Origin of the sequence: Micromonospora sp. C31, assembly GCF_018070575.1 — a bacterium.
In the GTDB taxonomy this organism is placed as follows: domain Bacteria; phylum Actinomycetota; class Actinomycetes; order Mycobacteriales; family Micromonosporaceae; genus Micromonospora.
Window position 1 is genome coordinate 150,082 of the sequence record NZ_JAGPXN010000006.1, and the last position, 11,870, is coordinate 161,951.

Sequence of the window (11,870 nt, forward strand, 5' to 3'; positions counted from 1 at the left end):
CCTCGGGCTCCGTCACCCGCCGGACAGCGCCTCGGGCTCCGGCTCCCGGGTCACCCGCCGGACCGTCCAGACCGTGAACAGCAGCAGCAGCACGTACGGCGGGTAGCCCAGCACCAGCCGCGCCACGCCGAGGGCCGTGTCCTGGTGGGCCAGGTAGAGCCCGGCCTGCACGCCCACCTTGGCCAGCCACACCACGCCCCAGAGCACGGTGAGCCCGGTGAAGGTCCGCACCAGGCGCGGGTCGTCGCGCCACTCCGAGCGGCCCTTGGCCACCAGCACCGACCAGATCCACCCCACCAGCGGCTGACGCAGGGCCGCCGAGACGAGCAGGGCCAGCCCGTAGCCGATGCCGTAGAGGATGCCGGGCAGGTAGAAGTCCCGCTCGTCGCCGGTACGCCAGGCGATCGCGGCGCCGACGGCGATGCCGAAGAGTCCGTTGACCGCGTGCCGCACCGGCCGGCGCTGCGCCAGTCGCAGACCGGCGATCACGAGCGCCACCGCCACCGAGGCGATCACGGCGGGCCGCAGCTCGCCGACGATGTTGGCCAGCACGAAGACGACCACCGGGATGCTGGACTCGACCAGCCCCCGCCAGCCGCCGAGCTGGTCGGCCATCTGCTCGGCGAGGGTGGGCAGCGGCTCCTCGCCCTGCGGGTCGCTCTCCGGCTGTGCCGCCCGGTGCTGTCCCGTCGTCATCGCACGCCTTCCGTCCGCCGCGGCCACCGGGTCACTTCGGCGGTTCCAGCTCGTAGTACGGGTTGTAGATCACCTTGCGTTCGTCGCGCACGGCCACCCGCCCGCGCGCGGTCAGGTGCCGGCCGGGCTCGATCCCGGCGATGTGCCGCCGGCCCAGCCACACCAGGGTGACCACGTCACTGCCGTCGTAGAGGTCCGCCTCCAGCGTGGGCAGGTTGGTCCGCGGGGTGTAGACCACCGTGCGCAGCCGGCCGGCCACGGAGACCACCTGGCCCCGCGTGCACTGCCCGGCCGGGACACCGCCGTGCTCGGCGCTCTCCCGACGCAGTTCCTGCGCCTCGATCTCCGCCTCGCTCGCGGTGAGCCGGCGCAGCATGCGGCGCAGCGAACCCCGGCCCTCGTCGGTCGACATGACCTCGGCGTCACCCTCTCCACGCTGGCCGACGCGACGCCGGCACCCGGGACGGCCCCGGCGGCGCCGGGACCGTCCCGCCAGCGTACGCCGACGGGGCCGGTCCCGGCTCGTCGTGCCGGACGGTCAGGCCTCGCGGGGCGCGGGTGCCGGGTTGCCGTCGGCCGGAGCCTGGTCGCCCGCCTGGTCGGTCACGTCGCGGGGCAGCCGCAGCGGCAGCGGCTCGCGGACCGGCTTGGCCTCCTGGCCCCGGTCGACCACGAGGCCGTCGAGGCATTCCCGGAGCGGACCGGCGGCGCCCGGGTCGGTGGCCACCTCGCCCTGGTAGACGCCGCGGACCATCCAGCGCGGCCCGTCGATGCCGACGAAGCGCAGGTCGGTCAGCCCGTCCGGGGTACGCACCCGGGCGCGCAGCTCGGTGCCGTACTCGCCCTGGACCTCCTGGGCCGCGGCGCCGTCGTTGAACAGCGACTGGCGGATCTCCTCGCGCACCTCGTCCCAGATGCCCTCGGAGCGCGGCGCGGCGAAGACGCCGAGCTGGAGCGCGTTCGGGCCGTGCACGAGCACGACCTGCTGGATCACGCCCTCCGGGTCGGCCTGCACCCGCACCTCGACGTCGCGCACCGCCGGGATGTGCAGGCTGCCCAGGTCGAGCCGCGGCACCCCCTCGGGCGCCTCCGAGGCGTCGTACGGGCCGCGGGCCGGGGCCGCCTCCTCGTGGGAGTCGAGGACCTCGGTCGTCCGCTCGTCACGGGTGTGCCGTGCGGCACTGTCCCGCTTCCGGGAGAAGATCACTGCGCCAACCCTCCGCTGTTCGCTCTCACCCTGCCACCTCTTCCGTCCGGCCGCCTGCCCGGTCCCGCTCTTCCCGTCGCGCGTCCGGCACGTCCGGCGTCCGCCGTGCGTCCGGTGGCTCCGGATTCGTCGTGCCCGGCCCGCCGCCCGTGGGGGACGACGCCAGGCCGGCGTGGCCGCCGGTGGAGCCGTGCCCGCCGCTGCCGCGCCGGGACGCGGGCAGCTCGGTCGCCGGCCGGAATTCCGCCCGCGCCACCCGCTGCACGACGAGCTGCGCGATGCGGTCGCCACGGGAGATCTTCGCCGATGTCTCCCGATCATGGTTGATCAGGTTGACCAGGATCTCACCCCGGTAGCCGGCGTCGACCGTACCGGGCGCGTTGAGCACCGTCACGCCGAGTCTGGCCGCGAGCCCCGAACGGGGATGGACGAGGCCCACGTACCCCTCCGGCAACGCGATCGCCACGCCGGTCGGCACCAGGGCCCGGCCGCCGGGTGGCAGCTCGACGTCCGCCGCCGCCACCAGGTCTGCCCCGGCGTCGCCGGGATGGGCGTACGCCGGCAGCGGCAACTCCGGGTCGAGCTGCCGTACGGGCACGGGTACGACGTCGGTCACGGTTCCCTCTTCCGTCCGTCCTGCTGGGGTCCCTGCCATCCTGCCGGTTCCGTCGGGCTTTGTGCGCCGTACCCTGGCAGGAGTGAGCCTGTCACCGTCCTCGTCCTCCCCGGCGCCGGCCGCCGCTGGTCCCCCGCGGTACGCCGAGCGGCTCACTCTGCCCTGGTGGCTGTGGTTGGGCGGGCTGGGCGCGGCGGCGCTGCTCGCCCTGGAGGTCTGGATGGGCGCGCCCGGCGTCCGCGCCTGGCTGCCGTTCGTGGTGCTGCTGCCGGCGACCTTCGCCGGCCTGGTCTGGCTCGGCCGGATCAGGATCGCGGTACGCGACGGCGAACTGCGGGTGGACGACGCCCGGCTGCCGGCCCGGTTCGTCGCCGACGTCGTCCCGTTGGACGCCGCCGGCCGGCGTGAGGTGCTCGGCGTCGGCGCCGACCCGCTGGCGTTCGTGGTGCAGCGGCCGTGGATCCCCGGTGCCGTCCAGGTGGTCCTCGACGACCCGGCCGACCCCACCCCGTTCTGGGTGGTCAGCACCCGGCGCCCGGTTGAGCTGGCCGAGTCGCTCCTCGCCGCCCGCGACGCCGCCCGCCCCTGAACCCGCCGCGACGCCTCGGTGGTCCCGGCTCCCGGACCCGCTTCGGGGGTCAGTCGGCGCCGGGGAGGGCCGGCGGGGTGCCCGGCAGGGCCTTGGACCGGCGACGCAGGTCGCTGCGGAGCTGGTCCGCCATCGTCCGGGTGGCCCGGCGGTTGAGGTAGCTGGCAACGGCCGCCCCGGTGAGGAAGGGGCCGAGGGTGGTCAGGTTGCGGCCGAAGCGCTTGAGCAGGGTGTCGCGCAACTCCTTGCGCGCGGCGGTGCCCAGCACGGCGCCCACCCCGACACCGGGCATCATCGGGTTGATCCCCCGCTGCCCGGCCCAGGACTGCACCAGCGCGACCGCCCGCTGGGTGCCGCCGGTCGGTACCGGCGCCCCGTAGACCTCGTGCAGCTCGCCGATCAGCTTCAGCTCCACGGCCACCACGGCAACCGTCTCGGCGGCCAGCAGGACCGGCGCGGAGAGCAGGGTCGGGGCGACCGCCCACTCGACCGCCGCCACTCCGCCGCCGGCGGCGCCGATCCCGGCGGTCGTCCGCGCGGCGTTGCGCACCAGCCGCTCGGCCAGCTCCTCGCCGTCCAGGCCGTCGAAGTGCTGGCGCAGGGTGGCCAGGTCGCGTACGGGCACGTGGGGGGCGACCTCGGCGACCGTGTCGACCATCCAGCGCACCGCGCTCCTCGGCTTGAACAGGTCGGTCAGCCCACGCGCGCGCGCCTGCCCGACGAGTCGGCCGAGCAGCTGCCGCCGACGGGCCGGCTCGACGTCGTCGGCGGTCAGCGCCGCGACGGTGGCGCCCAGCTCGTCCGCGCCGGGCGCGGACGGGACGTCGCCGCGGCCACCACCGGCGGGCACGACCTCGGCGCGGTCGCCCCCCACGCCGGCACGGGGCGGGTCGGTGCCCCGCGTGCCGCCGGACTCACTCCGCTCGCTCATGCCCGACCTCCCGAATGGACCGGCGTCGTCCTGACGGTCACCCGTCAACGAGTCAAGCAGGTCCGCGGGAGTACCGCACGGCGACTCGATCAGCGGCGGCCCCGGCGAGGGAGCCGCCGCTGGTGCGGACGCACGATGTCAGACACACTCGCGGCAGATGAGCTCACCGTTGCGTTCCACCGCCAACTGACTGCGGTGGTGCACGAGGAAGCAGCGGGCGCACCGGAACTCGTCCTGCTGCATCGGCAGCACCTTGACCGTGAGTTCCTCGTCGGCCAGGTCGGCGCCGGGCAGCTCGAAGCTCTCGGCCACCTCGGCCTCGTCGACGTCGACGGCGCCCGACTGTGAGTCGACGCGTCGGGCCTTGAGCTCTTCCAGGCTGTCCTCGCCGAGGTCGACCTCGTCGCGACGCGGGGCGTCGTAGTCGGTGGCCATCGGTCTCACTCTCCCATATCGATGTTGTCGCTTCCGGTTGCAACGCCGGACGACGCTGTTTCGGTTCCGCTGGCCGGCCACCACTTGTGTCGGTCACCCGACCCGAAGACAGCACGGACGGAGGCATCCCAAGGAACACCCGGCGAGCGCGGAACATACCCCCCCGTTGGGCGAGGCATGTATACCGCCCTCGTGGCTGAGATGTACGCCCCCGCACGCGAAGTTGTTCCCAATGTGACTCAGGCGACACGAAGATAGGGGTAGTACTACCCGGTTCCCGGATGGCGCGCCGGCATGTCCGGCTGTTTCCACGCGACGGCCGGACACCCGTTAACCTCAGCGGCGTACTCCGGCGGCCGGCGGGGCGGCCCGACCGCCGACGGCCGCCACCACTACGTCTGTCCGGGGAGCGCCCTGATGAGCTTTGCGCGAGTGCGAGCACTCGTTGTCGTCGGTCTACTGGCGGTGCTGGCCCTGGTCTTCGTGGTCGTGGCCCTGGTCCGCGACACACAGAGCGGGGCGGGCGTCGCCGCGGGCTGCCCCGAGGGGTGGCCACTGGCGGACACCGCACTACCTGAGCGCAGGGACGTCAAGATCAACGTTCTCAACGGCAGCGGACAGCCGGGCCTCGCCCGCGAGATCGGCGACGAGTTCCGCAACCGGCAGTTCCAGGTCAAGAAGATCGGCGAGGAGAAGAAGAAGATCGACGACATCGCGGTGTTGCGGTACGGCCCGAAGGCCGTGGGCTCGGCGCACGTACTGCGAGCCTACTTCCTCGACGACGCCAACACGGTGTACGACGCGAAGCGCACGGACGACACGGTCGACGTGGTGCTGGGCGGGTCCTTCCAGCAGCTCGCGACCACCACCGAGGTCAACCAGTCCCTCGGCGACCTGGGCGCGCCGGTGGCGCCACCCGGCTCCTGCCCGGCACCGAAGGAGTGACCGGCACCGCGGCACGCCGGCCGGACCGGGCGCCGCGGTGGGAGCTCTCCCGGAGGCCGCGTGGGGGCGCCTCGGCGTCGCCGCCGGCGGGGCCCGACCGCCGTCCGGCCGGTCAGGGCCCCCCGGACGCGTCGAGGTCGGCGAGGCGGGCGTGCAACGGCTCGAACAGCGCCGGCGGGGCGGCGACCACCATGTCCGGTCCGGCCGGCACCCCGCGCAGCCCGTCGACCCGCAGGCCGGCCTCACGGGCCACCAGGCCGCCCGCCGCGAGGTCCCAGGCCGCGAGCCCCTTCTCGTAGTACGCGTCCACCCGGCCCTCCGCGGCGTAGCAGAGGTCGATCGCGGCGGCACCGAGCCGCCGGATGTCCCGCACGTGCGGGATCAGGTCGACCACCACGCGGGCCTGGTGCGCCCGGCGTCGCGGGTCGTACCCGAAGCCGGTGGCCACCAGCGCCTGGCCGAGGTCCGTCTCGGTGGAGCAGCGCAGCCGCTCACCGCCGCGCCAGGCGCCGCCGCCCGCGGTGGCCGTCCACTCGTCGCCCGTGCTGATGTTGCGCACCACCCCGGCGACCACGGTGCCGTCCACCTCGGCGGCCAGCGAGACCGCGGAGTGCGGCAGGCCGTACAGGTAGTTCACGGTGCCGTCGATCGGGTCGACGATCCAGCGGACCCCGCTGCCGGGCCCGCCCGCCGCGTCCCCGCCGTACTCCTCGCCGAGCACCGAGTCGTCGGGACGGAGGGCCGCCAGCGCATCGAGGACCTGCCGCTCGACCGCCCGGTCGGCGGCGGTGACCACATCGGTGACGGTGCTCTTGGTCGCGGCCACCGAGACCCCTTCGGCACGCATCCGGTGGGCGGTCTCCGCCGCGTTCCGGGCCACCTCGATCGCGATCTTGAGCAGCTCCTGTGGCGTCGGCGCCGGACTGGTCATGGGTCGCCCCTCTGTGCGGGTGGGTGCGGGTGACGGGTGGGTACCGGCACGACCCCACCGGCGTCGTCGACGTCTCTCCGCGGCGTCGTGCCCACGCCTCATCATCGCCTACCCGTACCGGGCGGGCTCGCGGAGCCCGGGTGACCGCGAAGAGCGGACGTCAGCGGGCGCATCGCCGGCTGCCGCGACCCGGCGGTCCGGGCTCGGCACGCAGGGTACGATCGCCATAAAATCCACATCTGTGCCGAATCGGCGGCCCCCGTCGTCGGTACGCCGTGCGCCGCAGGATGATCGCGGCGGACGGCGTTACAATTCACCCTGCCCACGCGCCACGGACCGCCAGCGACCGGCCGGCCCGGGACACGGGGGTCCCTCAACGACATCGCCCGGCACCGCTCCTCGCGTTCGTGCCGGACGACCCGGCCGTGCCCGCTCTTCGCCTCCGGAAGGTCATTCGTGACAGAACCCCGCCAGACCGGCGCCGACGTTCGCTCGCTCACCGACACTCTGATCGCCCACGCGCAGAGCGCCGGCGGTCAGCTCACGTCGGCTCAGCTCGCGCGCACCGTCGAGTCCGCCGAGGTGACTCCGGCCCAGGCCAAGAAGATCCTGCGGGCGCTCTCCGAGGCGGGAGTGACCGTGGTGGTGGACGGCTCGGCGAGCACCCGCCGCCGCGTCGCCGCCGCCCGATCGGCCACCCCGGCGTCCCGGGCCACCACTGCCAAGACCACCAAGAAGGCCGCCACGCCCGCCCCGAAGCAGGCGCCCGCCGCCGACGAGGCCCCGGCGCCCGCCCCGCGCAAGGCCGCCCCGCGCAAGGCCAACGGCACCACCGCCGAGGTGGCCGCCAAGGCCGCCGCGCCGGCGAAGGCGACCAAGTCGACCCGGGCCACCAAGGCGACGGTGGCGGCGGCCGGCGCCAAGCCGGCCAAGGCCGGCGGCAAGGCCAAGGGCGAGGGCGCCGAGGGCGACATCGACCCGGAGGAGCTGGCCGCCACGATCGAGGACGTGGTCGTCGAGGAGCCGGCGGAGCTGACCCGGGCCGCCGAGACCGACGCCGCCAACTCGGCCAGCGACAACGACTTCGAGTGGGACGACGAGGAGTCGGAGGCGCTCAAGCAGGCCCGCCGCGACGCGGAGCTGACCGCCTCGGCTGACTCCGTCCGCGCCTACCTCAAGCAGATCGGCAAGGTCCCGCTGCTCAACGCCGAGCAGGAGGTGGAGCTGGCCAAGCGGATCGAGGCCGGGCTCTACGCCGCCGAGCGGCTGCGCGCGGCCGAGGAGGGCGAGGAGAAGCTCACCCGCGAGATGCAGCGGGACCTGGGCTGGATCTCGCGCGACGGCGAGCGCGCCAAGAACCACCTGCTGGAGGCCAACCTCCGGCTGGTCGTCTCGCTGGCCAAGCGCTACACCGGTCGCGGCATGGCCTTCCTCGACCTGATCCAGGAGGGCAACCTCGGCCTGATCCGCGCCGTCGAGAAGTTCGACTACACCAAGGGCTACAAGTTCTCCACCTACGCCACCTGGTGGATCCGGCAGGCGATCACCCGGGCGATGGCCGACCAGGCCCGCACCATCCGCATCCCGGTGCACATGGTCGAGGTCATCAACAAGCTCGGCCGCATCCAGCGTGAGCTGCTCCAGGACCTGGGCCGCGAGCCCACTCCGGAGGAACTCGCCAAGGAGATGGACATCACACCCGAGAAGGTGCTGGAGATCCAGCAGTACGCCCGGGAGCCCATCTCGCTGGACCAGACCATCGGCGACGAGGGCGACAGCCAGCTCGGCGATTTCATCGAGGACTCCGAGGCCGTGGTCGCGGTCGACGCGGTGTCGTTCTCGCTCCTTCAGGACCAGCTCCAGCAGGTGCTGCAGACGTTGTCCGAGCGTGAGGCGGGTGTGGTACGCCTGCGCTTCGGCCTGACCGACGGCCAGCCTCGCACGCTGGACGAGATCGGCCAGGTCTACGGGGTGACCCGGGAGCGGATCCGGCAGATCGAGTCCAAGACGATGTCCAAGCTGCGCCACCCGTCACGTTCGCAGGTGCTCCGGGACTACCTGGACTGATCGCGATCGTCAACCGTTCGTGTCGTTTTGATCACCTGACGTGCAACGTCGGAAGGTGATCGTCCGGTTGCACGAATGTGATCGTTGACGTGGCACCCTTGGTGCACGGCACACTGTCCCTGCCATGTGTGACCTCGGTCCCCCGCGGGCACACAGGGAAGGCAGCGCCGGGACAGGGTGTTGCACGATAGGTGAGCAACGACCGAAGAGATTGTTCATCGGTGACGACCAGAGGAGGAAGGCGATGACCCCGACCCTCACGCCGCCGCCCGAGACGGTGGCCCCCCCAGCCGCCGATGAACGGTGCGACCGCTGCAATGCTGCCGGCAAGCTCCGGATCACTCTGGCGGGTGGGAGCGAGTTGGTGTTCTGTGGGCACCACGCGAACAAGTACGCGGAGGATCTCGTGAAGATCACCGTACGATTCGCGACGGACCCGGAGTTCAGCTGGCGTGGCGCCGATCTGATGGCGAACTGAGAGATTCCGCAGGACTTACGACATAGCCGGTCGGAGGCCCCCGAGGGGGGCCTCCGACCGGCTTTCTGCGTCCCCCCGCACCGATGCGAGGATGCGACCGTCAGAGGGTCTGCACGGTGGCGATGCGCTCCTCGAGCTGCTCGATGGTGGCCTGGGCGCTCGGCGGGCCGCCGCAGAGCCGGCGCAGCTCCGCGTGGATCTTCCCGTGCGGCTGCCCCGTGCGGTGGTGCCGCGCGGCCACGAGGGCGTTCAGTTGGCGCCGTAGGGCGACCCGACGCTGGGCGGCACTCATCGGGGCCGGCGGCGCCTTGGGTGCCTCAGCGGCTGCCTCAGCGGGCCTGACGGCCCGGCGCCGCTGGGCCGCGAGCTGCTCCTGCTGGCGCTTGGTGAGCAGCAGGGCCACCTGGTCCGCGGTGAGCAGCCCGGGCAGGCCGAGGTATTCCTCCTCCTCGGGGGTGCCGGCCTGGGCGGCGGTGCCGAACGAGGCGCCGTCGAAGATCACCTGGTCCAGCTCGGCCGTGGCGGAGAGCGCGGCGAAACGCTTCTCCAGCTCGCCGCTGGCCTGGTCGTCGCGCTGGGCGCGCTCCAGCAGGTCGTCGTCGAAGCCCTCGCGGTCCTTGGGCTTGCCGAGGACGTGGTCCCGCTCCGCCTCCATCTCGCTGGCCAGCCCGAGCAGGTGCGGCACGCTGGGCAGGAAGACCGAGGCGGTCTCGCCCGGGCGGCGGGCGCGGACGAAGCGGCCGATCGCCTGCGCGAAGTAGAGCGGGGTGCTGGCGCTGGTCGCGTACACGCCGACCGCCAGCCGGGGGATGTCGACACCCTCGGAGACCATCCGGACCGCCACCAGCCAGCGCTGCTCGGACGCCGCGAACGTCGCGATCCGCGCCGAGGCGCCCACGTCGTCGGAGAGCACCACCGCCGCGCGCTCGCCGGTCACCTGCTCGATGAGCTTCGCGTACGAGCGGGCGGTCTGCTGGTCGCTGGCGATGATCAGCCCACCGGCGTCGGGCATGCCCGCGTTGCGCAGCACGGTCAGCCGGGCGTCGGCGGCCCGCAGCACCTGCGGCATCCAGTCGCCCGCCGGGTCCAGTGCGGTACGCCACGCCTGCGCCACGAGGTCCTGGGTCATCGGCTCGCCGAGCCGCGCCGCCAGCTCCTCCCCCGCGTTGGTGCGCCACCGGGTCTCCCCCGAGTACGCCAGGAAGAGCACCGGCCGGACGACGCCGTCGCGCAGCGCGTCGGCGTAGCCGTAGACCGAGTCGGCGCGGGAGCGGAGCAGGCCGTCGCCGCCCCGCTCGTAGCTGACGAACGGAATCGGGTTGTCGTCGGAGCGGAACGGGGTCCCGGTGAGCATCAACCGGCGCTCGGCGCCCTCGAAGGCCGCCTTCACCCCGTCGCCCCAGGAGCGGCTGTCCCCCGCGTGGTGGATCTCGTCGAGGACGACCAGGGTCCGCCGGGTGAGGGTGCGCCGCTTGTGCACGTGGGGCGCCATGCCGACCTGCGCGTACGTCACGACGGCGCCGTGGAAGTCGGTGGCGGAGTGCAGGTCGGCATTGCGGAACGCGGCGTCGAGCTGGATGCCGACGCGGGCCGCCGCCTGCGCCCACTGGGTCTTCAGGTGCTCGGTCGGGGCCACCACGGTCACCGCGTCGACGGTGCCGTCGGCGAGCAGCTCGGCGGCGATCCGCAGGGCGAAGGTGGTCTTGCCGGCGCCCGGGGTGGCGACCGCCGTGAAGTCGGGGTCCCGTCGGCGCAGGTACTCCACGAGTGCCTTGCGCTGCCACGCGCGCAGTGCCGGAAACGTCTCGATCGCCGGCATCCGGGCCGCCACGGGAAGCTCCTCTCCGACCGCCTGACGGCGGACCCCGGGCGAGGGCCACGGGTACCGCCGCCCATGAAAACGCCTCCGCGCAGATGGTGCCGCGAAGGCCGACTCAGCATAACCAGCACGGGCCGCCCGACCCAGCCGACGCCACGCTGGTCACATCCGCCACCCGTCAGGGGTGGGTGCCGCGGGCTCCCGTACGCGGGGGACGCTGGGTGGGCACCGGCGCGGACCACCGGCGGCGCAGCGCCACCAGTCGCAGCAGGAAGACGACCACCGCCGCGGCCGTGAGCCAGCCGGCGTTGGCGCGCCCGAGGGCGTCCAGCAGGGCCACCAGGATCGAGCCGGCGAGCGCGGCGACGGCGTAGATCTCCCGCCGCAGCACCACGGGGATCTCGGCGGTGAGCAGGTCGCGGCCGAGGCCGCCGCCGATCGCGGTGAGCATGCCGATCACGCAGGCCCCCACCGGGGGTACCTGGGCGTCGAGGGCCTTGACGGTGCCGGTCACGGTGAACAGCGCCAGCCCGGCCGCGTCCAGCACCAGCACGGTGGTGCGCAGCCGGGCGAACTGGGGATGCAGCCAGAAGACCGCGACGGCGGTGACGGCGGCCGTGGCGGCGTACCGCCAGTCGCCGAAGGCCAGCGGGGGCGCCTCGTCGATCGCCAGGTCCCGGAAGATCCCGCCGCCGAGCGCGGCCACGAAGCCGACGAAGACGACGCCGAAGAGGTCGAGCCGTTTGGCCACCGCCGCGGAGGCCCCGGAGGCGGCGAAGACCGCCACCCCGGTGAGGTCGGCGAGGAGCAGGGCGGTGGAGGTGGTCACCGGCGAAGGCTACGTGCGCGACCGGGAGGGTCGCCCACGTTCACTCGCCCCAGGAGTCGTAGATCTCCTTGCACTTCGGGCAGACCGGGGAGCCGGGCTTGGCGGCCTTGGTGACCGGGAAGGTCTCCCCGCAGAGCGCGACGACGTAGGTGCCCATGACGGCACTCTCCGCGATCTTCTCCTTGCGCACGTAGTGGAACATCTCGGGACCGGTGTCGGCGTCCTTCAGCTCCGGACGCTCGAGAACCTCTGTGCTCACTTCTGCACCTCCGACCGACAAGTCTGGCAGGTCACCCCCGCTCCGGTCCACTTCAGGTCACCCGGACG

General features: G+C 73.4%; 14 protein-coding genes. 4 read left to right on the forward strand and 10 right to left on the reverse strand.

Annotation, left to right across the window (positions count from 1 at the left end; genetic code table 11):
- Positions 1 to 12: 12 nt before the first annotated feature.
- The 4 genes from KBX06_RS10790 to dut all read right to left on the reverse strand — a co-directional run bounded on the left by KBX06_RS10790 (position 13) and on the right by dut (position 2,519).
- Complete coding sequence (locus KBX06_RS10790) at positions 13 to 696, reverse strand: DUF3159 domain-containing protein (protein ID WP_210834330.1); 684 nt, start codon at positions 694 to 696, stop codon at positions 13 to 15.
- Positions 697 to 727: 31 nt separating this feature from the next.
- Positions 728 to 1,108, reverse strand: coding sequence for an OB-fold nucleic acid binding domain-containing protein (locus tag KBX06_RS10795; RefSeq protein WP_210834331.1), 381 nt, complete (start codon positions 1,106 to 1,108; stop codon positions 728 to 730).
- A gap of 126 nt (positions 1,109 to 1,234) precedes the next feature.
- Complete coding sequence (locus KBX06_RS10800) at positions 1,235 to 1,903, reverse strand: DUF3710 domain-containing protein (protein WP_210834332.1); 669 nt, start codon at positions 1,901 to 1,903, stop codon at positions 1,235 to 1,237.
- A gap of 25 nt (positions 1,904 to 1,928) precedes the next feature.
- Positions 1,929 to 2,519, reverse strand: coding sequence for a dUTP diphosphatase (gene dut / locus KBX06_RS10805; protein ID WP_307854572.1), 591 nt, complete (start codon positions 2,517 to 2,519; stop codon positions 1,929 to 1,931).
- An 88-nt stretch (positions 2,520 to 2,607) separates the two neighbouring features.
- Between dut and KBX06_RS10810 the strand changes: the two genes are divergently transcribed.
- A complete protein-coding gene (locus KBX06_RS10810) occupies positions 2,608 to 3,108 on the forward strand; it encodes a DUF3093 domain-containing protein (RefSeq protein ID WP_210834433.1) in 501 nt (166 codons plus the stop codon).
- Between the two features lie 49 nt (positions 3,109 to 3,157).
- Here KBX06_RS10810 and KBX06_RS10815 read toward each other — a convergent pair whose 3' ends face one another.
- Together KBX06_RS10815 and KBX06_RS10820 are read right to left on the reverse strand one after the other, a co-directional pair.
- Positions 3,158 to 4,039 (reverse strand): hypothetical protein, encoded by an 882-nt coding sequence (locus tag KBX06_RS10815; protein WP_247685624.1) that lies wholly within the window; start codon positions 4,037 to 4,039, stop codon positions 3,158 to 3,160.
- 138 nt (positions 4,040 to 4,177) lie between these two features.
- Positions 4,178 to 4,474: a DUF4193 domain-containing protein gene (locus tag KBX06_RS10820; protein WP_007075406.1), complete on the reverse strand. Its 297-nt coding sequence runs from the start codon at positions 4,472 to 4,474 to the stop codon at positions 4,178 to 4,180.
- A gap of 432 nt (positions 4,475 to 4,906) precedes the next feature.
- Between KBX06_RS10820 and KBX06_RS10825 the strand changes: the two genes are divergently transcribed.
- Positions 4,907 to 5,419 carry a LytR C-terminal domain-containing protein gene (locus KBX06_RS10825; RefSeq protein ID WP_210834435.1) on the forward strand — a complete coding sequence of 171 codons (513 nt, stop codon included), beginning with the start codon at positions 4,907 to 4,909 and terminating at the stop codon, positions 5,417 to 5,419.
- A 112-nt stretch (positions 5,420 to 5,531) separates the two neighbouring features.
- Here the strand turns inward: KBX06_RS10825 and KBX06_RS10830 are convergent, their stop codons facing one another.
- Positions 5,532 to 6,350 (reverse strand): inositol monophosphatase family protein, encoded by an 819-nt coding sequence (locus KBX06_RS10830; RefSeq protein WP_210834333.1) that lies wholly within the window; start codon positions 6,348 to 6,350, stop codon positions 5,532 to 5,534.
- Positions 6,351 to 6,806: 456 nt separating this feature from the next.
- On the opposite strand from KBX06_RS10830, the gene KBX06_RS10835 reads away from it, so the two are divergent.
- Positions 6,807 to 8,417, forward strand: a complete 1,611-nt coding sequence (locus KBX06_RS10835) for an RNA polymerase sigma factor (RefSeq protein ID WP_210834334.1) — start codon at positions 6,807 to 6,809, stop codon at positions 8,415 to 8,417.
- 244 nt (positions 8,418 to 8,661) lie between these two features.
- Entirely contained in the window at positions 8,662 to 8,895 is a 234-nt protein-coding gene (locus tag KBX06_RS10840) for a hypothetical protein (protein WP_074474066.1), read from the forward strand.
- Between the two features lie 100 nt (positions 8,896 to 8,995).
- On the opposite strand, the gene KBX06_RS10845 is transcribed toward KBX06_RS10840, so the two are convergent.
- The 3 genes from KBX06_RS10845 to KBX06_RS10855 all read right to left on the reverse strand — a co-directional run bounded on the left by KBX06_RS10845 (position 8,996) and on the right by KBX06_RS10855 (position 11,802).
- Complete coding sequence (locus KBX06_RS10845; protein ID WP_210834335.1) at positions 8,996 to 10,726, reverse strand: DEAD/DEAH box helicase; 1,731 nt, start codon at positions 10,724 to 10,726, stop codon at positions 8,996 to 8,998.
- Positions 10,727 to 10,892: 166 nt separating this feature from the next.
- Positions 10,893 to 11,543: a trimeric intracellular cation channel family protein gene (locus KBX06_RS10850; RefSeq protein ID WP_210834336.1), complete on the reverse strand. Its 651-nt coding sequence runs from the start codon at positions 11,541 to 11,543 to the stop codon at positions 10,893 to 10,895.
- Between the two features lie 40 nt (positions 11,544 to 11,583).
- Complete coding sequence (locus tag KBX06_RS10855) at positions 11,584 to 11,802, reverse strand: DUF3039 domain-containing protein (RefSeq protein WP_210834337.1); 219 nt, start codon at positions 11,800 to 11,802, stop codon at positions 11,584 to 11,586.
- Positions 11,803 to 11,870 lie beyond the last annotated feature (68 nt).